At 64.4% G+C, this 20,205-nt stretch carries 22 protein-coding genes and 1 tRNA gene; 13 read left to right on the plus strand and 10 right to left on the minus strand.

The genetic code is table 11. The annotated features are described in order from the left end of the window. The 3 genes from Q0C64_RS06410 to Q0C64_RS06420 all read left to right on the plus strand — a co-directional run. A partial coding sequence (locus tag Q0C64_RS06410) for a 3-hydroxyacyl-CoA dehydrogenase (protein ID WP_294121692.1) occupies positions 1 to 888 on the plus strand: 888 nt, incomplete at its 5' end. A gap of 4 nt (positions 889 to 892) precedes the next feature. Further along, positions 893 to 1,135 carry a hypothetical protein gene (locus Q0C64_RS06415; protein WP_294121695.1) on the plus strand — a complete coding sequence of 81 codons (243 nt, stop codon included), beginning with the start codon at positions 893 to 895 and terminating at the stop codon, positions 1,133 to 1,135. Positions 1,136 to 1,148: 13 nt separating this feature from the next. Further along, positions 1,149 to 1,727 carry a cytochrome b gene (locus Q0C64_RS06420; protein WP_294121698.1) on the plus strand — a complete coding sequence of 193 codons (579 nt, stop codon included), beginning with the start codon at positions 1,149 to 1,151 and terminating at the stop codon, positions 1,725 to 1,727. Here Q0C64_RS06420 and Q0C64_RS06425 read toward each other — a convergent pair. After that, on the minus strand, positions 1,724 to 2,890 hold the full coding sequence (locus Q0C64_RS06425; RefSeq protein ID WP_294121700.1) for an MFS transporter: 1,167 nt from the start codon (positions 2,888 to 2,890) through the stop codon (positions 1,724 to 1,726). The two genes, Q0C64_RS06420 and Q0C64_RS06425, sit on opposite strands and share 4 nt — an antisense overlap. 56 nt (positions 2,891 to 2,946) lie before the next feature. Between Q0C64_RS06425 and Q0C64_RS06430 the strand changes: the two genes are divergently transcribed. The 4 genes from Q0C64_RS06430 (at position 2,947) to Q0C64_RS06445 (ending at position 6,518) form a co-directional block, all read left to right on the plus strand. Then, positions 2,947 to 3,360, plus strand: a complete 414-nt coding sequence (locus tag Q0C64_RS06430) for a MarR family transcriptional regulator (protein WP_294121702.1) — start codon at positions 2,947 to 2,949, stop codon at positions 3,358 to 3,360. 12 nt (positions 3,361 to 3,372) lie between these two features. Next, a complete protein-coding gene (locus Q0C64_RS06435; protein WP_294121705.1) occupies positions 3,373 to 4,266 on the plus strand; it encodes a sulfite exporter TauE/SafE family protein in 894 nt (297 codons plus the stop codon). A 66-nt stretch (positions 4,267 to 4,332) separates the two neighbouring features. After that, positions 4,333 to 6,180, plus strand: coding sequence for a translational GTPase TypA (gene typA / locus Q0C64_RS06440; protein WP_294121708.1), 1,848 nt, complete (start codon positions 4,333 to 4,335; stop codon positions 6,178 to 6,180). A 29-nt stretch (positions 6,181 to 6,209) separates the two neighbouring features. Beyond that, the gene (locus Q0C64_RS06445) at positions 6,210 to 6,518 is read left to right on the plus strand and encodes a hypothetical protein (protein WP_294121710.1); all 309 of its coding nucleotides are present in this window, start codon (positions 6,210 to 6,212) and stop codon (positions 6,516 to 6,518) included. A gap of 1 nt (position 6,519) precedes the next feature. Here Q0C64_RS06445 and Q0C64_RS06450 read toward each other — a convergent pair whose 3' ends face one another. The 3 genes from Q0C64_RS06450 to Q0C64_RS06460 form a co-directional block, all read right to left on the minus strand. Beyond that, entirely contained in the window at positions 6,520 to 6,765 is a 246-nt protein-coding gene (locus tag Q0C64_RS06450) for a hypothetical protein (protein WP_294121712.1), read from the minus strand. 78 nt (positions 6,766 to 6,843) lie between these two features. After that, complete coding sequence (locus Q0C64_RS06455; RefSeq protein WP_294121713.1) at positions 6,844 to 7,350, minus strand: hypothetical protein; 507 nt, start codon at positions 7,348 to 7,350, stop codon at positions 6,844 to 6,846. Continuing rightward, positions 7,347 to 7,745: an EVE domain-containing protein gene (locus Q0C64_RS06460; protein WP_294121715.1), complete on the minus strand. Its 399-nt coding sequence runs from the start codon at positions 7,743 to 7,745 to the stop codon at positions 7,347 to 7,349. The genes Q0C64_RS06455 and Q0C64_RS06460 overlap by 4 nt, the downstream gene beginning before the upstream one ends. Positions 7,746 to 8,069: 324 nt before the next feature. Between Q0C64_RS06460 and Q0C64_RS06465 the strand changes: the two genes are divergently transcribed. Together Q0C64_RS06465 and Q0C64_RS06470 are read left to right on the plus strand one after the other, a co-directional pair. Further along, positions 8,070 to 8,720 (plus strand): cell wall hydrolase, encoded by a 651-nt coding sequence (locus tag Q0C64_RS06465; protein WP_294121718.1) that lies wholly within the window; start codon positions 8,070 to 8,072, stop codon positions 8,718 to 8,720. 145 nt (positions 8,721 to 8,865) lie between these two features. Then, complete coding sequence (locus Q0C64_RS06470; RefSeq protein ID WP_294121721.1) at positions 8,866 to 9,369, plus strand: response regulator; 504 nt, start codon at positions 8,866 to 8,868, stop codon at positions 9,367 to 9,369. Positions 9,370 to 9,454: 85 nt separating this feature from the next. Here Q0C64_RS06470 and Q0C64_RS06475 read toward each other — a convergent pair whose 3' ends face one another. Then, positions 9,455 to 10,192 (minus strand): glutathione S-transferase family protein, encoded by a 738-nt coding sequence (locus Q0C64_RS06475; RefSeq protein ID WP_294121723.1) that lies wholly within the window; start codon positions 10,190 to 10,192, stop codon positions 9,455 to 9,457. Positions 10,193 to 10,290: 98 nt separating this feature from the next. Beyond that, positions 10,291 to 10,364: transfer RNA gene (locus tag Q0C64_RS06480), tRNA-Gln, on the minus strand. Positions 10,365 to 10,592: 228 nt separating this feature from the next. Between Q0C64_RS06480 and Q0C64_RS06485 the strand changes: the two genes are divergently transcribed. Continuing rightward, positions 10,593 to 11,582: a Ppx/GppA phosphatase family protein gene (locus tag Q0C64_RS06485; RefSeq protein ID WP_294121725.1), complete on the plus strand. Its 990-nt coding sequence runs from the start codon at positions 10,593 to 10,595 to the stop codon at positions 11,580 to 11,582. Next, positions 11,579 to 12,229, plus strand: coding sequence for an RlmE family RNA methyltransferase (locus tag Q0C64_RS06490; protein WP_294121727.1), 651 nt, complete (start codon positions 11,579 to 11,581; stop codon positions 12,227 to 12,229). Before Q0C64_RS06485 ends, Q0C64_RS06490 begins: the two co-directional genes overlap by 4 nt. Here the strand turns inward: Q0C64_RS06490 and Q0C64_RS06495 are convergent, their stop codons facing one another. After that, on the minus strand, positions 12,230 to 13,675 hold the full coding sequence (locus Q0C64_RS06495; protein WP_294121729.1) for a PLP-dependent aminotransferase family protein: 1,446 nt from the start codon (positions 13,673 to 13,675) through the stop codon (positions 12,230 to 12,232). Between the two features lie 60 nt (positions 13,676 to 13,735). Between Q0C64_RS06495 and Q0C64_RS06500 the strand changes: the two genes are divergently transcribed. Next, positions 13,736 to 14,371 (plus strand): hypothetical protein, encoded by a 636-nt coding sequence (locus Q0C64_RS06500; protein WP_294121731.1) that lies wholly within the window; start codon positions 13,736 to 13,738, stop codon positions 14,369 to 14,371. A 1-nt stretch (position 14,372) separates the two neighbouring features. Here Q0C64_RS06500 and Q0C64_RS06505 read toward each other — a convergent pair whose 3' ends face one another. The 3 genes from Q0C64_RS06505 to Q0C64_RS06515 form a co-directional block, all read right to left on the minus strand. Beyond that, positions 14,373 to 15,083, minus strand: a complete 711-nt coding sequence (locus Q0C64_RS06505; RefSeq protein WP_294121732.1) for a DsbA family protein — start codon at positions 15,081 to 15,083, stop codon at positions 14,373 to 14,375. Further along, complete coding sequence (locus Q0C64_RS06510) at positions 15,067 to 16,428, minus strand: M48 family metalloprotease (RefSeq protein WP_294121734.1); 1,362 nt, start codon at positions 16,426 to 16,428, stop codon at positions 15,067 to 15,069. The genes Q0C64_RS06505 and Q0C64_RS06510 overlap by 17 nt, the downstream gene beginning before the upstream one ends. 88 nt (positions 16,429 to 16,516) lie before the next feature. Then, positions 16,517 to 18,961, minus strand: a complete 2,445-nt coding sequence (locus Q0C64_RS06515; protein WP_294121735.1) for a ribonuclease E/G — start codon at positions 18,959 to 18,961, stop codon at positions 16,517 to 16,519. Between the two features lie 358 nt (positions 18,962 to 19,319). Here Q0C64_RS06515 and Q0C64_RS06520 point away from each other — a divergent pair, with 358 nt between their 5' ends. Continuing rightward, positions 19,320 to 20,204: an N-acetylmuramoyl-L-alanine amidase gene (locus Q0C64_RS06520; RefSeq protein ID WP_294121737.1), complete on the plus strand. Its 885-nt coding sequence runs from the start codon at positions 19,320 to 19,322 to the stop codon at positions 20,202 to 20,204. Position 20,205 lies beyond the last annotated feature (1 nt).

Genomic DNA, 20,205 nt, shown 5'->3' on the forward strand with positions numbered 1-20,205 from the left:
ATCTTCACCCGGCTCGACCAGACCGTGAAGCACGCCGCGATCCTCGCTTCGAACACCAGCTATCTGAATATCGACGAGATCGCCGCGGTCACCTCGCGGCCGCAGGACGTCGTCGTCCTCCACTTCTTCTCGCCGGCCAATGTGATGAAGCTGCTCGAGGTAGTGCGCGGCGCCAAGACCGCACCCGACGTGCTGGTCACCGCGATGCAGCTGGCCAAGAAGATCAAGAAGGTCGCAGTCATTGCCGGCGTCTGCCACGGCTTCATCGGCAACCGCATGTTGATGCCGCGCCAGGTCGAGGCGACCAAGCTGCTGCTGGAAGGCGCGACGCCCGAGCAGGTCGACCGCGTCCATGTCGAATTCGGAATGCCGATGGGCCCGTTCCAGATGGCCGATCTGGCGGGCGTCGACATCGGCTGGCACCGCGACCCGAACCGGATCGAGAATATCCGTGACGCACTGTGCGCGATCGACCGCTGGGGCCAGAAGAAGGGCGCCGGCTTCTACGACTATGACGAGAAGCGCCGTCCGTCGTCATCACCGGTCGTGCAGCAGATCATCGAGGATTTCGCGGCCAAGCATGGCGTCACCCGCCGCCAGATCGATGACGAGGAAATCGTCGAGCGCACACTCTACACGATGGTCAACGAGGGCGCGAAGATCCTCGAGGAAGGAATGGCCCAGCGCGCGTCCGACATCGATGTGGTGTGGGTCTATGGCTATGGCTGGCCGGTCTATCGCGGAGGCCCGATGTTCTGGGCCGATACCGAGGGGCTCACGAAGATCGTCGACGGCCTGAAGGCACAGGAAGCGCGGATGGGAAGCGACTTCAGCTTCTCGCAATTGCTGCTCGACAAGGCCGAAAAGGGCGAGAAGTTCGGCCGCTGAGCCGATGTCCCGCTGGTCGCGGATCGTGTTGACCGCCCTGGCCGCCATGATTGGCGGATGGGCAGGGCTGATCGCGGTTGGCGGCGGAGCAGCCGGCTTCGCCTGGATTTTCCTGTTCGGTGACGATCCCTGGCCGCGGTGGAGCGAATTCGTCATTCCGCTCGTTGCACTGGCCGGCGCCATCGCCGGAGCCTTAATGCTTGGGGTTGCAACTTGGCGTTCCACCGGCAAGCGTGACCGAGCCTAGCAGGGAGTATTCGATGTCCGATTATATGGTGTCCGAAAGCACCGGCCCGCGCACGGTCCGCTATCGCAAGATCGTGATGTGGATTCACTGGATCACTGCGGTCCTGGTGCTGATGCAAATCTACATCGGCTTCACCTTCAAGAACCTGCCAAAGGGTACGGAGGAACGGGCGTTCGTATTCGGGTGGCACAAGACCTGGGGCGCTGCGATCCTGATCTTGGCGCTGATCCGGCTGGCTGTCCGGTTGATCAACCCGCCGCCGCCCTATCCGTCCGACTATCCGCGGTGGCAGCGATTCGTTGCAGTGTGGAATCACCGCCTTTTCTATTTCCTGCTGGTGGCCTTGCCGCTGACCGGGCTCGCGGCCGTTTCCGGACGCGCCGAGGACGGCTGGGTGCCCTTGCAGTTGGGCCTAAGCTTGCCGGCAATCCCAGGCATCGGTCCCGACAACGATTTCGGCGACGTTCACGAGGTGCTGGTTTGGACGACCGTGGCACTTGCCGTGCTTCATGTCAGTGCGGCGCTCTACAACCAGTTCCTGTCCCCGACCAATGTCGCCGACCGGATGTGGCCGTTTAGACGCCGTCGTTAGTCGCGCTTCGGCATTAGCCAGGCCATTGTACCCGCCAGCGCGGCGATGCCGGCGGCGGTGAGGAAGGTGTCGGCGGGTCCGCCGCGGTCCCACAACAAGCCGGCGCCCAGGCTGGCGAGCAGGGCGGACACTCCGCTGGCGAAGAAGAAAGCACCGAAGCTGGAAGCGCGCTGAGCCTTGGGCGCGGCATCGGCGATCATTCGCGCGAATATCCCCTGGGTCAGCGCCATATGCGCGCCCCACAGAATGACGCCTAACGCCACCGCCCACAGCGTTGTCGCCTCTGCCAGCCACAGGTCGGCGGCGACCAGCACGGCGATCCCGGCGAGCAGCAGCGATTTGGGATCGATGCGATCGCTGAGCGCACCGGCCGGATAGGCGAGCAGCAAATAGGCTAGGCTAAAAAGGGCGAGGACCAGCGGCGACCAGGCGGCGCCCAACCCGACGTCCATCGCCTTCAGGATCAGGAAGCTCTCCGAAAAGCGCGCCAGGCCGAACAGGAAGCCGACGCCGATCAGCCGGCGGACCTGGGCATCAAGCGAACGCCAGCCGCCCCATGCTACGTTGGTGTTGGTGGCAAGGTGGCGCGCCGGTTCGCGGAGCATGGCCCAGGCAAACATGAACGACAGGAATGCGGGGATGACCGCGATCCAGAACACCGTGCGAATGTCGTTGGCCAGCAGCAGCATCATGCCAACTGCGAACAGGGGGGCGAGGAAGCCGCCGACCGTGTCCATCGCCTGGCGGAGGCCATAGGCCGCGCCGCGCAGCGCAGGCGGCGTTTCGTCGGCGATCATCGCATCGCGCGGGGCGCCGCGGATGCCCTTGCCGATCCGGTCGACAAACCGGGCGCCAAGCACCGGCAATGCTCCATCGGCGAGCGGGAACAAAGGCTTGGACAGCGCCGCCATGCCATAGCCGAGCAGGATCCACGGCTTGCGCCGCTGGCTGCGGTCGCTGAGCCGGCCGGACACCAGCTTGGCAATATTGGCGGTCGCCTCGGCAATGCCGTCGAGCGCGCCCATCGCCGCCACCGGCAGTCCGAGCGTGATCGTCAGGAAGGCTGGCAGCAGCGCGTGATAAATCTCGCTCGACAGGTCCATCAGCAAGCTGACGATGCCGAGAATCCAGACGGTGCGGGGAAGCTTGGGGCGCGGCGCCATCACACTTGCGATAGTGCAAATTTGCCAAAAGCGAAATCTTTGATAGGCTCAATTTCATGTGGGGGACGGCATCACCGGGCGCCATTGCGGCGCGCTTCGCACGATTGGTCGAACTGCTTGGCGGCGACACTGCCGCGGCCAAGGCGATGGGTCAGCAACGCGACTTGCTGGCGGCGGTGCAAATGACCGAGCCGGGCACGCTCAACCAGGTCGCGGCCAGAGTGAAGCGCGGCGCACCGGCGATCAGCCGCGCGATCGATACGCTGGTTCGCGCCGGGTTCGTCGACCGCCAGGCGGACCCTGAGAACCGCCGCCGGCTTCAGCTTCGGCTGACCGACGCGGGGCGCGAATATCTCAACCGGCCACCGGTCGCCGACCAGACGCTTGAAGGGCGGCTCGGCAAGCTCGCGGCGAGCGAATTGCGTGCGCTGGAGCGCGGGATCGAAATCCTCGAACGACTACCGCGCTAGGAGAGCATCCTCATGCTGTTGATCCTGTTGGTGGGCGGGTTGAGCCTTGGTGCGATTGGCCTGTTCATTGGCATCGTCCGCGAGGCGAAGAAGACGGGCCAATTGGTGCCGAAGCCCGAGACAATGGCGCTTGCCGCCGTAACCAACTTCTTAGACACACTCGGAATCGGGTCGTTCGCGCCGACCATCGCCTGGTTCCGGTTTCGCAAGATGGTGCCGGACCGGCTGATGCCGCTGACCATGTTCATCGGCTACACCATCCCGGCGATCCTGCAGGGGGTGATTTTCCTGACCCTAATCGATGTCGATCCGGTCCTACTGTTCGGGTGCATCGTCGCAATCGTGGTTGGCGGCTATCTGGGCGTGCCGATCGCGGCGCGATCACCGGTCCGCCTGATCCAGGCCATCGTCGGAGTTGCACTGCTCATTGCCGCGCTGTTTTTCGTTTTCGCGAACCTGCAGCTGCTGCCGGTCGGCGGGACCGCCAATTCCCTACCTCCGGTTTTGACGGTCGGAGCCATCGTCGCGAACCTTATCTTCGGCATCCTGCTCAGTTTCGGAGTGGGCAATTATGCGCCGTCGCTGGCCATGTTCAGCCTGATGGGGATGGACCCTCGCCTGTCCTTCCCGATCATGGCGGCGGGCGCCGGATTCTCCGGGATCGCGGCGGGCTATCAGTGCGTCCGCAAGGTCAAGCTCGACTGGCGGGTTGTACTTGGCCTTACCATTGGCGCGATCCCATCAGTTCTGTTCGCCGCCTTCATCATCAAGAAGGCAGAACTTGAATTGCTGCGCTGGCTGGTTGCAGTGGTGGTGACTTATGCTGGGCTGACCTTACTCTACGCATCCTCTCGCAAACCCGATTTGGTCGCTCCCGAAGCCGCGGAGGCGGCGGTCACCCACTAAGCCGTGGTTGCCGCAGTGCAGCATTTGAGCTAAGGGCCCGCCAACTCTTACTCACGGACATCGATAATGAATCTGCGCAACGTGGCGATCATCGCCCACGTCGATCATGGCAAGACCACGCTCGTCGACCAGCTTTTCCGCCAGTCGGGCACCTTCCGCGACAACCAGCGCGTCGAGGAACGCGCAATGGATTCGAACGACCTCGAGAAGGAGCGGGGCATCACCATCCTCGCCAAGTGCACTTCGGTCGAATGGAGTGACGCCAATGGCGTTACCACGCACATCAACATCGTCGACACGCCGGGCCACGCCGACTTCGGCGCCGAGGTCGAGCGCATCCTCAGCATGGTCGACGGCGTGATCCTGCTGGTCGACAGCGCCGAAGGGCCGATGCCGCAGACCAAGTTCGTTACCGGCAAGGCGCTGAGCCTGGGCCTGAAGCCGATTGTCGTGGTCAACAAGATCGACCGGCCCGATGCGCGTCCGGCCGAAGTGCTGGACGAAGTGTTCGAGCTATTCCTGAACCTCGAGGCCAACGACGAGCAATTGGATTTCCCGACGCTCTATGCTTCGGGCCGCGCCGGCTATGCCGGCCTGACCGATGACGTCCGCGAGGGTGATCTCACTCCGATGTTCGAAACTATCGTCAAGCATGTGCCGAAGCCGAACCTAGACACCAAGGGCGAGTTCAAGATGCTCGCCACGCTGCTCGACCGCGATCCGTTCCTCGGCCGTATCCTGACCGGCCGGATCGAGAGCGGCACGCTCAACGTCAACATGCCGATCCGGGCAATGGACGTGAATGGCAATGTCGTCGAGGACGGCCGCGCGACCAAGGTGTTTGCCTTCCGCGGGCTTGACCGCACGCCGGTCGAAACGGCGCAGGCAGGTGACATCGTCGCTATCGCTGGGCTGGTGAAGGCGACCGTCTCCAACACGATCGGCGAGCCGACCATCGCCGAGCCGCTCCATGCGCGCGAAATCGACCCGCCGACGCTGGCGATGAGCTTCGCCGTCAACGACAGCCCCTTCGCCGGCAAGGACGGCGACAAGGTGCAAAGCCGGGTGATCCGCGACCGTTTGGAGCGCGAGGCGGAAGGCAATGTCGCGATCAAGGTCAGCGAAACCCAGGGTGGCGACGCCTTTGAGGTCGCCGGGCGCGGCGAGCTGCAGCTCGGCGTCCTCATCGAGACCCTGCGCCGTGAGGGCTTCGAACTGTCGATCAGCCGCCCGCGCGTGCTGTTCCGTGACGGAGCGCAAAGTGCATCTGGGGGCCGCGAGGAGCCGTACGAGACGGTGGTGATCGACGTCGACGACGAATTTTCCGGCACGGTCATCGACAAGATGGCGATGCGCAAGGCGGAGATGACCGACATGCGCCCGTCGGGCGGCGGCAAGACCCGGCTGACCTTCTCGGCCCCGTCGCGCGGCCTGATCGGCTATCATGGCGAATTCCTGTCCGACACGCGCGGCACCGGCATCATGAACCGGCTGTTCGAGAAATACGGACCTTACAAGGGCCCGATCAGCGGCCGGCAGAACGGCGTGCTGATCTCGATGGAGCAAGGCCCGGCGGTGGCCTATGCGCTGAGCGCGCTGGAAGATCGCGGGATCCTGTTCATCACGCCCGGCGAGATGCTCTACGAGGGCATGGTGATTGGCGAGAATGCCAAGGTCCAGGACCTTGAGGTCAACCCGCTGAAATCGAAACAGCTCACCAATTTTCGCGCGTCCGGCCCCAAAGATGAAGGCATCCGCCTGACCCCGCCGCGGCGGATGACGCTGGAGCAGGCGATCGCTTATATCCAGGACGACGAGCTGGTCGAGGTCACGCCCAAGGCGATCCGCATCCGCAAACGCTTCCTCGACCCGCACGAGCGGAAGCGGGAATCGCGGAAGATGGAAGCAGCCTAGGCTTCCGCCGTTTCAAAAAGGGGCCGACGATGACTTTTGCCCGCGTCGGAATATTCGATACAGGTGGTCGGCCGGTTGATCCGGTCGTGACCCTGTTTCGTGACCGAATCACGCCAAAATTTGAAACGCTGGATGGGTTCCTCGGCTATCAGGCGTTTGTTGAGCCGGGCGCGAGCCGATACGTCGGCATCTCCTATTGGGATTCGCTCGCTCATCTCCAAGCAAGCGAGGAGGTCGCCGCTGGCGCTCGAAAAGAAGCAGCCGTGCTTGGTGCACTGGTCGTCGGCGATCCAATGATCGTCCGGCAGGCGTTCGACACTCGAAAAGCGGTGTTTTGATTTAACGGGAATGCCTGGCCGCGTAGCGGTCGGCAATGTCCCGGGCGATGAGGCCGATCGCCACCGACGCCACGAAGCTGACGAGCACGCCGATTCCGAACAGGATCTGGCTGGTTTGCCTGCAGTCCTCGCCGCGCGGGCACCAGCGAATGACCACGCCGCTAACCACGGCCAGTAGCGCGAGCATGGCAAGCGCAGCCATGGCGATGCCGATCTTCGCGCTTCGATTGGGCTTCAGGAGGCTCATTCGGTCCCCAGCGTGAGGTTTTGCAGCCGAGCGACCATAGTCACCTGATTATCCAAAGCTAGCCCGGCCTTGCTCCGATCAGGCGCAACCCTCGACGAGCTGAATGCTCGAATCTCCTGCATGGATCGTCTCGACCTTGCCGTTCACGTCGGTTTCGAAGCGGACGCCGCTTTTCTCCGGCTTGAGCCAATAGGTCAGATATTCCGCCGGTGGTGCCTCATAATGGTTCGGCTCGACCTTGAGCTCGGTGCCATAGGCCTTGCGCACTTCCTCGTCAGTCGAGCCGACATGGATGCCGCGCGGCGTGACGACCGCGCTCGGTTCGCTGGCCGAGATCCGTTTCAGCTTGCCGTCATCGAACATGAAAAAGAGTCCGAGGAGGGCATCGTCCACGCCGACCAACTCCTGACAGGTGCCTTCATTGTCGATGAAATTGCCCTGCAACTCGACGTGGAGCACCTTCGACACCTGCGCGCGTGTCATGCCGATCCGCACCGGGCCCCAGCCAGAGGGCGTGAGTTTCCAATCGTGGGTGGGCGCAGAGGTGGTCGCCAGGACGGCCGCAAAAACCGCCAGCAACTTCACTTCGCCATCTCCAAAACCAATTTCCATTCCTCGTCACGCACGGGAGCGACCGAAAGGCGCGACTGGCGGATCAGTTCCATCTTGGCCAGCCTCGGCTCGGCCTTGATCGCCGCCAGCGTCACCGGCTTGGCCAGCGCGCGGACCGGCTCGACCGGCACCTTGACCCAGGTGCCCTCTTCGCCGTCAGGCTGGCCGGGCCCTGTGATCTTCATGATGCCGACCACCGCCCGCTCATCCATGCTGTGATAAAAGAGCGCCTGGTCGCCGGCCTTCATCGCCCGGAGGTGGAGCCGGGCGGCATTATTGCGGACGCCGTCCCACATAGTGCCGCCATCGCGAACTAGATTATCCCAGCTGTAGCTGCCCGGCTCGGATTTCATCAGCCAATAGGCCATTGGTCGAAAACTCCTCAAAATTGCGCTTAGCGAGGGATGCGGCAGTGGGGAAGTCAGGAAAAGCCGCAGAAATCTGTCAATTTGTTCAGAGTTCCGGTCATTCACCCCGTGATGGGCTCGACTCATCGCCGTAACGATTGCGGCATCGCACACAATCCTTATGTGCACTGCAACAAATTAATCAGCGGGTGGGTCCGCACATGCTTCCGGTTTGAAGCGGGACCCCGGGGCAAGACGGACGAGCCCTCCGCGATCGCCAGTAGCAATGGTTGCTTCACTTTTTCGCGATCGACGGACGGACGGCCGCCATAGTTAGAGCAAAGATTGAAGAAGATTTTGGGTGCCGGCAGTGCGTCGGCGATCGCTGCTGTCCTGTTGCTAGGCGTCAGCAGCTCGGGCCAGGCCTTGGCCCAGCAAGTCAACAACCTGCCGGTGGTCCAGGCGGTGGTGCAAACCGCCGCCGCGGTTGCCGGCCCGGATGCGGCCGGCCCGGTCGTCGCGTTCGGATCGGACGCGGCCGTCGCGCGCGAGGCCAATGTCCTGCAAAAGGCCGGCTGGCCTCTTTATGCGCTCGTCGACCGGTTCGCGACCGGCGCGCCGCTAACCGACGAAGCCAATTGCGTAGCGGTCGCGGTCTATCATGAGGCGCGGGGCGAAAGCCTGGAAGGCCAGATGGCAGTTGCCAAGGTGATCATGAACCGGGCCGCCTCGGGCGTCTATCCGGCCAGCTGGTGCGGTGTGGTCAAGCAGCCGGCCCAGTTCTCGTTCGTCCGCCGCGGGCGCTTTCCGTCCGTCGACCGGACGTCCGACGCATGGCGCAAGGCGCTCGGCGTTACCCGCCTGGCGGTCGCCAATGCGGTGCAGAGCGTCCCCACCGACTGCCTGTGGTACCATGCCACCTATGTCGCGCCGCGCTGGCGTAACCACCTGACCCGGGTCAACAAAATCGGCGCCCACATTTTTTACCGCGCTTAACGCACGCGTTTTCCATCAGCCCGTCGCATCGCTGAATCATTCTGGCGTTAACCCGCTCAACGGGGGATTCGCTTAACGGCTCGATTCAAGCAGCATCCCATTCAAGGATAAGGATTTATCCAGGCTGGGAGGGCCTTGGGCGGTGATGAAGATCCTGATCGTCGAAGACGACGTCCAGCTGGCGACGACGCTCAAATATCTGGTCGAGGACAACCCGCGCTACCGGGTCGTCGCCACCGCCGACGATCTCGACAGCGCCGTCGCCGCCGCCACCGAACATTTACCCGACCTGGCGCTGGTCGACCTGCGCCTCGCCCATGGCACGACCGGCTTTTCGGTTGCGGTGCGGATGAGCGATTTCGACATTCCCTGCTTCTTCATCACCGGCAGGGCGCCCGACTTCCCGATGCCCGACCTGGCACTGGGCTGCCTGATGAAGCCGTTCACCGCCGAGGATATCCACCGCAGCCTCGCCGCCGCTGAAGATTTGATGCGGGGCCGCGAGGCGCTCCGACCGCGGATGCCGGTTAACTTGACACTTTACGACAAGGTCGACGATGAGGGCGGCCAACAGCAGCCCGGCTTCATTCCCTCGCGGCGCTCGCTCAAGACCCGGCTCGAACATTGGATCGCTGGGACCCAGCATTGACGGTTCGATTTGCCCCCCGAATGCGGGGCAACGGTGACCGGGTGGCGTCGTCGGGGGATGACGCCACCCGGCACTAGCTTTCCGGCTACAAACGCATCACGCCCTTGCGTGGCTCGCGCTGGCCGTAAGTCTCGACCGTCAGGCTCGCGCCAGCTTCCTGCAGCGCCTGGCGGCGGCCTTCGATCGAGGTGTTGAGCTGGATCATCTCGAACCGGTGGATTTTTTCGAAGGCCGGATGGGCGAGGACCCGCTCGACCAGTCGTGCCACTCGCGGCCAGCGCGACGGATCGGGGCTGAATCCGGTGTAGGCGGCGTTGCGGAAGAAGCTGGCGATCGAAATGTCGGCCAGGCCCATGTCACCGAACAGGAAACCATCATCCGGCAGCTCGGCCTCGAGATAGTCGAGCGCGGCGGGGATTTCGGTGGTCAGTGACCGTTCGATCCGGTCGGGGTCGCCCGGCTCTCCCCATACGCGGGGATGGACCATTTTTGGGTAGAACAAGCCCCAGATGAACACGTCGCCAAGCCGAGTATCGGCAAATTCCTCGAGCCAGCGGGCCTTGGCGCGCTGCTTCGGGTCCTTTGGCATCAGCGGCGGATCGGGAAAGGCCTCGTCGAGATATTCGGCGATGACCGTGGAATCGGTCAGCACCAGCCCGTCGTCGATCAGCACCGGGATGCGGCACAGCGGGCTCATCCGGCGGAACTCGTCATTGCCGAAGAAAGGCGTGATCGGGTCGACCTCATAGTCGAGACCCTTCAGCTCCATGCACACCAGCACTTTGCGGACATAAGGGCTGACGAAACTGCCGATGATTTTCATGGGGCGGTGATGCGCCGCCGAGGTCGGGCGTTCAAGTCGAAGCTGCCGAAAGGAGCATCGCTTCCGCCGAACTGTCCCCCGGACAGTTACGGAAGCGATGGATGCCCGACGAGGATTCGAACCTCGATTGACGGAGTCAGAGTCCGTAGTCTTACCATTAGACGATCGGGCAATCGCTGAGGGCGGGCAGATAGAAAGCACCGCCCAAACCGTCAACCCATCCTAACCGAAATTGCGCCGAAAAGGCAGCCAGTTGCGCGCCAAGCTTCATTCAGGTTAAGCTGAAGCCAAGTCAGCCATCCGAGACAATCGGGCGGCCAAGGATAGAAATGGGCGTGTGACGATGGCGCAGCAAGTCGCCAGTGGGCCGAGCCCCCGCTTCGAGGGACCGGCCGGCGGAATGAAACCGCCGCCCCGCAGGGGCCACCAGCGCGATATCTATGGCGCGCTCGATCTTGGAACCAACAATTGCCGCCTGTTGATCGCCCGCCCGAGCGACGGTGGCTTCACCGTGCTCGACGCCTTCTCGCGGATCGTCCGCCTGGGCGAAGGTCTGTCGACCAGTGGCAAGCTGACGCAGGGCTCGATGGACCGCGCAGTCGACGCGCTGGCGGTGTGCGCCGACAAGCTTCGCCGGCGGCATGTGACCTTGGCGCGATCGGTGGCGACTGAGGCCCTGCGGCGCGCAGTCAATGGCCGGGAATTCGCCGCCAGGGTCAAGCATGAGACCGGTATCGCGCTCGAAATCATCGCTCCGCAGGAAGAGGCGCGGCTGGCGGTGCTCGGCTGCCACAAGCTGCTCGAACCTGGCGACGGCCCGGCGCTGATCTTCGACATTGGTGGTGGCTCGACCGAGCTGGTGCTGGTCGAACCGGGCGAACCGCACCCCCGCATCCGAGCCTGGTGGTCGGCGCCGTGGGGCGTCGTGTCGCTGACCGAGAGCGAGGGCAGGGCGGCGATCGAGGGCCCGGACCGGGTCAAGGCCTATGAGCGGATGCGCGAGCGGGTCCATCGCAGCTTCGCCCATTTCGTCGAAATGCTGCCGGCCAAGCTGGAGAATGTCCGGTTGCTCGGCACCAGCGGCACGGTGACGACGCTGGCCAGCGTCCACCTGTGCCTGCCGGCTTATGACCGGCGGTTGATCGACGGCCTGCATGTGCCGGTCGGCGACATGCGCCGGATCTCGGCGATGATCGCGGAAATGGACCTGGAGCAGCGCTGCGGCCTGCCCTGCATTGGCGCCGAACGGGCCGATATGGTGGTGGCGGGGTGCGCGATCTTGGAGGCCATTCTCGACATCTGGCCGGCCGAAGTGCTGGGGATTGCCGACCGCGGCATCCGTGAGGGCATATTGCGCTCGCTGATGGCGCGCGACGGCTACCAGCTGTGACCCGGCTGAAGTCCGCCAAGGGGCGCAAGGTCAGCTCGACCCGCTGGCTCGAGCGGCAGCTCAATGATCCCTATGTGAAACGGGCCAAGGCCGAGGGCTATCGCAGCCGTGCCGCTTACAAGCTGATCGAGCTCGACGAGAAATATGGGCTGCTAAAGGGGGTCAAGGCGGTGGTCGACCTTGGTATCGCCCCGGGCGGCTGGAGCCAGGTCGTCCGGCGGCAGTCCAAGACGGCCAAGATCGCCGGAATCGACCTGCTGCCGACCGACCCGATCGACGGCGTCGCCATCCTGCAGATGGACTTTATGGACGAGGACGCTCCGGCGAAGCTGCGCGAGGCGATCGGCACTGACGAAGTCGACCTGGTGATGTCTGACATGGCCGCCAACACCGTCGGCCATCCCCAAACCGACCACCTTCGGACCATGACGCTGGTCGAGGCGGGGATGGAGTTCGCCTGCGAAGTGCTGCGCCCCGGTGGCGCCTATGTTGCCAAGGTGCTGGCAGGCGGGGCGGATAACAACCTCGTCGCCGAGCTGAAGCGCCATTTTGCGAGCGTGAAACATGCCAAGCCGCCCGCCAGCCGCAAGGATTCGAGCGAATGGTATGTCATCGCCCAGGGGTTCAAGGGCCGCAGCGGCGGCTGACTAGATCGCTTCGGTCAGCTGCGCCGTTGCGGGGATTGAGGTGCCGCTGCCAGCGGCGTTGATCTGCCGCCACGCTTGGGCCAGCCGTTCGACTACCTCTGACAGGACGGGAACGGGCAGGGCAAAGGGCAGCCGGACGAAGCGCTCGAACGCCCCGCCGACCCCGAACCTGCTGCCTGGCGCAATGCGGACGCCGAGGTCGTGCGCCGCCACGGCAAGTGCCGAGCTGACCGGGCGCGGCAGCTCGGCCCAGGCCGAAAGGCCGCCCGGCGGCACGTCGACCTTCCAGTCGGGCAGCAAGTCGCCAACCAGCCGCAGCAAATGGTCGCGCTGCTCGCGGATCGCCTGGCGCCGCTCGTCGAGGATGGTTTCGGGACGGCGAAGCAGGGCGGTGGCAGCAAGCTGCTCGAGGATCGGGCTGCCCATATCATTGGCGGCGCGGGCGGCGCTGAGTGCGGCGACGATGTCGCGGCCGGCGCGGATCCAGCCCATCCGAAGGCCGCCCCAAAAGCTTTTGCCCATCGATCCGAGAGAAAGGACATGCTCTTGCTGGTCGAACGCCGCCAGGGAGATGGGCCGCGGCACATCGAGCCACAGGTCGATCATCGTCTCGTCGACCATTAGGTGGCAGCCGCTTCGGGCCGCTACCTCGGCCATGCGCTGGCGGCACTCGCGGTCCATCAACCGCCCGGTCGGATTGTGGAAGTCCGGCAGCAGATAGGCGAGTTTCGCGCCGCTGTGGCGGATGGCCGACTGCCATTGTTCGGCGTCCCAGCCCGAATCCGGAAGATTGACCGCCACCGGCTGGCAGGAGGCGGCGCGGATCGCTTCGATCGCCTTGGAATAGGTCGGATGGTCGATCACCACTGGATCGCCGGGGCGGGCGAGCAGGGCCAGTAGCAGGACCAGCCCGTGCTGGGCGCCCTGGGTGACCAAAATCTGCTCCGGGTCGGTCGGGACGCCATGGTGCGCGTAACGGTCGGCAATTACCGCGCGGAGGACGGGGAGGCCGGCGGGCTCGTAACCGATCGTCGGCAAATAACGCGGCAGCTCGGCCAGCGACTCGGCATAGGCGGCGTGAACCTCTTTCGGCGCGGGCAACGCAGCAATCGAAAAATCGATTTCCGCCTCACCGGTAAGGTGGGCGGGGTCCTCCGGAAGGTCGTGCGGCAGGCGGGTGATGCTGCCCGATCCGTGTCGGCTGGCGATGAAGCCGAGGTCGCGAAGCTCGCCATAGGCCGTCGCCACGGTCGTCCGGCTGACGTCCAGTGCCGAGGCCAGGTTGCGCTCGCCCGGAAGTCGCAGGCCGATTGGCAGCCGGCCGTCGAGGATCAACAGGCGAAGCGCCTGCTGGATCTGGCGGTAGGCAGGGCCGCGCGTCGAATCCGCCTGCCATCCGCCCATCAGGCGCGAGAGCGAAGTGGCACCAATTTTCCTGCCAATCATCAGGCCACTTTGCCAGAAGTGGCCATATATTGCAAGGCCGCTTTGCGAAATAATGGTGCCATGATACGCAGATTGATCCAGCTCTTCCTCGGCCTTGCATTATACGGCCTGTCCATCGGCTTCGTCATCCGTTCTGGCCTTGGCGGCAATCCGTGGGACGTCTTCCACCAGGGAGTTTCGGGCCATTCGGGCATCAGCCTCGGGACCGTCATCATCATTACCGGCGCATTAGTCCTGCTGCTGTGGATTCCGCTGCGCCAGCGCCCGGGCATCGGCACGATCAGCAATGTGTTCATGATCGGCATCTTCGCCGATGTGGGTCTGTGGCTGCTCCCGCCCGCGCCCTCCCTGCTTTGGGCCTGGGCAATGCTGTCTACCGGTGTCCTGCTCAACGGCATTGCCGGCGGCGCCTATATCGGTGCGGGCCTCGGGCCGGGACCGCGCGACGGGCTGATGACCGGACTGGTCAAGCGCACCGGCGGATCAGTTCGCGTGATCCGTACCGGCATCGAGATGGTTGTGCTGGCGACTGGGTGGATGCTTGGCGGTACGGTCGGCATCGGCACGGTGATTTACGCCGTGGCGATCGGCCCCATCGTCCATCGCACTCTTCCGTTTTTCACCATTGTCGACCGTCCGGAGGATGACTGCGTGGCGGTTAACGCCAGTCCTTGTCCGCAGGCCGGCCAGGCCTGAGCTAGCCTTTTTTCCTCGCCGCCTCGATCGCGCTCTTCAGCGCGTCATAACCGACCGCGGCATTCATCACGCGGTCGCCGACCACGAACAGCGGCGTTCCGGTCGCGCCCAACTGGCTGGCCAATGACATGTTGGCACGAAGCTCGGCCTCCTGTGCCGGATCCTCGCCAGGCTGGGACGGGATGCCGGCGGCCTTCGCGGCGATAGCGATCGTGTCTGGACCGGGCCGTCCGGCGGCATAGAGCGCATCGTGATATTGGGTGAACTTGCCGGCCTTTGAGGCGGCCAGCGAGACACGTGCGGCATCCAAGCTGTCAGGACCAAGGATCGGCAGTTCGCGATAGACCACGCGAAGGTCCTTTTCCTCCTTTATCAGCCGCTCGATATCGGGATTGCTCATGCGGCAATAGCCGCAGGCGTAATCGAAGAAGTAGGTGAGGGTGACAGCGGGCTTTTCGGCGCCCTTCCAGCTCGAGAAGAAGGGCCGTTCGAGCGACGCCCGGATCGGCTGCAGCGTCTCGGCATATCGCTTGTCTTGCAGTGCCTGCCCGGCGTCGATGATGATTTCCGGATTGGCGACCAATGTCTCGCGCACCATGCGTTCGCCAAACACAGAGGGACCGGCGAGAAACAGTCCGCCGGCGGTCAAGGCCGCGCCGACCACTCCGCCCACGATCGCCGGCACCCAGCCGGCACTATTCTTTTGGCTCACGGTATTTTTTGTCCTTCTTCAGCGCGGCTTCGGAAACCATGGCGATATCCTGGGCACGAAGATAGTCCGGCGTACCCTGGGGCAGCCCGGCCATGGCCATCCGGGCGCTGGCCAGCGCGATCTTGTTTTCGCCCTCTAGGTTGCTGCGCTCGGCGGTGGCCAGGGCGGCGCGAGGTTCATCACCCTCGCGATCATAGACAATCCCCAGTTGGTACCAGGCGAAGGGATTGTCATTGTCGCGGTTGACCGCATTCTTGAGGATTTGCTTGGCCTCGTCGAAATTCTTGAGGTCTTCCGACGCGACCAGCGCATGGCCCAGCATCACCGCGATCATCGGCATGTCGGGCGCCTTGGCGACCGATTTGCGCAGCGGAGCGATCGCTTCCTTGGGATGGCCACCTTCGAGCAGGATTTGCCCCTTCAGCTCCAGGAAGAAGGGATCGTCGGGCGCGGTCGCCAGCAGCGCGTCCGCCTCGGCATTGGCTTTGTCGGGATAGGCGCCCAAGTGATAAGCATAGGCCCGGGCATAATGGGCCGGCACGCTCTGGTCGCTTTCGGGATAGAATTTGGTTGCTTCGGTGGGCGTCACATAGCCGATCAGCTTGGCCTTGACCCGCTGAAACCGGGCCTCAAGCGCGGGATCGGGCTTGCGATTCCAGGCCGGATCCTTCTCGTAAATCTGGGTGAGCGCCTGGATGCGCTCCTGCGACAGCGGGTGGGTGCGGTCGTAGCTGTCCGTGGCGTAAATCGCCAGGCGATACTCCTGGCTCTGCAGCTTCTTGAAGAATTCGAGGCTGCCTCGCCCGCTGATCCCGGCCTTCGACAGATAGGAAGCACCGGCGAGATCGGCGCTCGATTCCTGGGCCCTGCTGAAGGCCAGGAACTGGCCCTGCGCCGCCTGCTGGCCGGCCGCGAAAATGCCAATGCCGGCATCGCCGGCGCCGGCCGCGATGGCCGCTGCGCCGAGCACCAGGCTGAGGATCGAGATGACCGTCGCCTGCTTGACGCCTTCGTAGATGCGGATCGAGTGGCCGCCGGCAACGTGGCCGAGCTCATGGGCGATGACGCCCTGGAGCTGGTTGACGTTGTCGGCCGAAGTCAACAGGCCGCTATGGATGTAAACCACCTGCCCCGTGGCGACGAAGGCGTTGATCGAGTCGTCCCGCAGGAGCACGACCTTGACGCTCTTGGGGTCCAGCCCGGCAGCATCGATCAACGGCGTGCTGATTTGCTTGAACAGCAGCTCGGTTTCACTGTCCCGCAACAATTCCTGCGCCGACGCAGGTTGAGCGGCGGCAAAGAACAGCAAAATGCCGACCATCATGATCCGGATCAGGCGGGTCATGAGGCCATGTCCCACTGGCTGCCTGAACCGCGAATGAAAGCCGGCCCATGACATGGTCATTTGGGCCGGCTTCATCCGTCAGCCGGCCTTAACCGAAGGTCCGCTGCCACCAGCCGCGGCGCGGTTCGCCATCGCCGAGAGCGTCTTCATTGTCCGCTTCGGGCGTTGCGGCCGCTGCCTGCCGCTTCGAGGCCGGCCTGGCTTCGACCGCGGCCTCATCGGCTTTCTTCTTGGGGCGGGTGCGCTTTTTCGGCTTTTCTTCGGCTTCGGGCTCGGCCTCGGCGACAGGTGCAACTTCGACCGGTTCGGCGGGAGCGGCCTCAGCCTCGCCTGCCTCATCGACCTTTTTGCGGGCACGGGGGCGACGACGTAACTTGGGCTTGTCCTCGCTCTCGGGCTCGGCCTCTGCTGGCGCCGGTTCCTCGGAGACAGGAAGGTCGGACATCGGCGGCTCGTCGGGCGAAACCTCAGTTTCTGCGGCGGTTTCGCTGCGTCCCTTGCGTCCGCGGCCGCCACGGCGACCGCGCTTCGACCTGGACCTGGCCTCGGACTCTTCGGTTTGCTCCTCGGCGCCTAAGGCCTCGGCTTCCGGCGCTTCTTCGGCGGTTTCGGGCAAGGATTCACCCTCGCCCCCTTCGCCATCTCGCCGGCGGCCACGACCGCCACGACGGCGGCGGCGACGACGGCGTGCGCCACGGTCGCCATCATCTTCGTCACGGGCCGGGCGAGCCGCTTCTTCTTCGTCCGCCTCGTCCTCGTCGACCTCGGGAAGATATTCGTCTTCCTCTTCCTCGACGATTGGCGCCATCACCGGCCGCTCCTTGGGCACCGGGCGTGGGCCCGAGCTTTCGACGGTCATGCGGGCGCCTTCGAAGCTTTCCTCGATGGCGATTTCGACCGTCACGCCATAGCGGTCCTCAATCTCGGCCAGCTCGGCGCGCTTGCGGTTGAGGACGTAGATCGCAGCCTCGCTGCCGGCGCGGAGCGTGATGCGGTCACCGCGGCCGCGGGCGGCCTCGTCTTCAATGATCCGGAGCGCACTAAGGCCGGACGAGGAAGCCGTCCGCATCAGGCCGGTGCCTTCGCAATGCGGGCAAGCCTTGGTCGACGCCTCGAGCACGCCGGTGCGTAGGCGCTGGCGGCTCATTTCCATCAGGCCAAAGCTGGAAATGCGGCCGACCTGGATGCGGGCGCGGTCGTTTTTCAGCGCCTCCTTCATCGCCTTTTCGACCTTCCGGACATGGCTGTTCTGTTCCATGTCGATGAAGTCGATGACGACGAGGCCCGCCATATCGCGCAGGCGGAGCTGGCGGGCGATTTCGGCCGCCGCCTCCAGGTTGGTGGCGAAGGCGGTCTGCTCGATATTATGCTCGCGGGTCGAACGGCCCGAGTTGATGTCGATGCTGACCAAAGCCTCGGTCGGGTTGATCACCAGATAACCGCCCGATTTCAGCTGGACGACCGGCTGGTACATGGCGGTGAGCTGGTCCTCGACGCCGTAGCGCTGGAACACCGGGGTCGGATCGACAAATTGCTTCACCCGCCGGACGTGGCTCGGCATCAGCAGCTTCATGAAGCCGCGGGCGGCCTTGTAACCCTCATCACCCTCGACCACGACTTCGCCGATATCGCGGTGATAAAGATCGCGGATCGCGCGCTTGATGAGATCGCTGTCGCGATAAATCAGCGCCGGCGCCGAGGAGGCGAGCGTCTTTTCACGAATTTCGTCCCACAGGCGGGCGAGGTAATCGAAGTCGCGCTTGATCTCGACCTTGGTGCGCGACAGGCCGGCGGTGCGGACGATCAGGCCCATGGTCGAGGGCAGCTTCAAGTCGGAGATGATCGACTTCAGCCGCTTGCGGTCGGCGCCGTTGGAAATCTTCCGGCTGATGCCGCCACCATGCGAGGTGTTGGGCATCAACACGCAATAGCGGCCGGCCAGCGACAGATAGGTGGTAAGGGCGGCGCCCTTGTTGCCGCGCTCTTCCTTGACCACCTGGACCAGCAGCACCTGGCGGCGCTGGATCACATCCTGGATCTTGTAGCGGCGGCGCAGCGCCTGGCGCTTGCGGCGAAGCTCTTCCGCGGCGCTTTCATCGACCGGCGAGCGAGCCGATCCGGTGCCGACTTCGGCGGCATCGTCGCCATTGGCTTCGGGGTCGCCCATATCTTCGCCGGCGTCGTCCGCTTCGGCCTCGTCCTCATCGTCGTAATCGGCGCCGCGCAGCCGCTCTTCCTCGGCGGCATGAGCCGCTTCCTCGGCGAGCAAGGCGTCGCGATCAGCCTTGGGGATCTGGTAATAATCGGGATGGATTTCGCTAAAAGCGAGGAAGCCATGGCGATTTCCGCCATAGTCGACGAACGCCGCCTGCAGCGACGGTTCGACCCGTGTCACCTTGGCGAGATAGATATTACCTTTGAGCTGCTTATGCTCCGAGGATTCGAAATCAAATTCCTCGATGCGGTTTCCCTTGGCGACGGCAACCCGGGTCTCCTCCGGGTGGCGCGCGTCGATTAGCATGCGCATTGACATTGAAAATTCTCCGGGCGCGCAGGCCGGCCCTTGGTCGGCGGCGCGCGATACTGAGGGCCATCGCCGGTGTGGCGGTGGCGCGATGTGCGGAAATTGCCTCTGCTGCCTGCTGCCCCGCGATCATCGTCGCGACCGACGCGCGGCCAAGCTCGCAATCGAGCATGGCAATGGCGTCCTGTGGCATCATGCAGCGTCAACCTTGAATGCCGCGATTCCGATGGGACGCGACGACCACCCTTCCGACGCTCGGAAAGGCAATTCCGGTTAGCATCGGTGCCGCCGCCCCGCAACCGCGGGTGTCAAAAATTCGCTCAAAGCCGCCCTTGGCGACCGACGCTTCGCCACGTAACCTTCGCTGATGGAGCGCAAGCGCCGCAACGGGCTGATCATTTGCGGGGCATTGCTGGCGGCCTCGGCGCTGTTGGCACTGGCCGTGGCAAAGGTCCGCACCGGAACCACGGGCGACACCACCGCGCTGGTCGGTGAGGCGCGGACCGGCGGCCTGACCCTGGCGCTGCCCGACGCGGTCAAGGATGTCCGGGTGCGCGAAGCGCGCCTTCCCGGCCGGCCGATCGTGCTGATCGATCCCGGCCATGGCGGCCGCGACCCGGGGGCGCCTGGCGTGTCCGGCACTTCCAAGGAGAAGGATCTGACACTGGTGATGGCCCAGGAACTTGCCGATCTGCTGGAGCAGCGTGGCCGCGTCCGGGTGGCGCTGACCCGCGAGAGTGACAAATATCTGTCGCTGGAGGAGCGGGCGGCGGTCGCCCGGCACCTCCATGCCGCGCTGTTCCTGTCGCTGCACATGGACAGCGCGCCCAATCCGCTGGCCAAGGGCGCGACGGTCTATTCGCTGTCCGATGTCGCTTCGAGCGCCGAGGCAGCCCGCTTCGCGGCCGCCGAGAATCGCGACGACACCGCGCTGTCGAGCGAAGGCGACGACAGCGTCCGCGCGCTTTTGGCCGACGTCGCCCTGCGCGAGCAGATGGAGCAATCGGCCGGCTTTGCCGAGCGGATGTTGGGCAGGGCGGCGGGCCGGGTCGAGCTGCGCCCCCGGCCGCATCAATTCGCCGCCTTTCACGTCTTGCGCCGCGCCGAAACGCCGGCGGTGCTGATCGAAGCGGGATACATCAGCAACGCCGACGACGAAGCCAAGCTGATGACCAAGGAGGGAAGGGCGCCGCTGGTCCTGGCTTTGGCCCAGGCCGTCGAGGCCGACCTGGCGACACGCATGACGCCGTAAC

This window comes from Sphingomonas sp. (assembly GCF_023266535.1).
In the GTDB taxonomy this organism is placed as follows: Bacteria; Pseudomonadota; Alphaproteobacteria; order Sphingomonadales; family Sphingomonadaceae; genus Sphingomicrobium.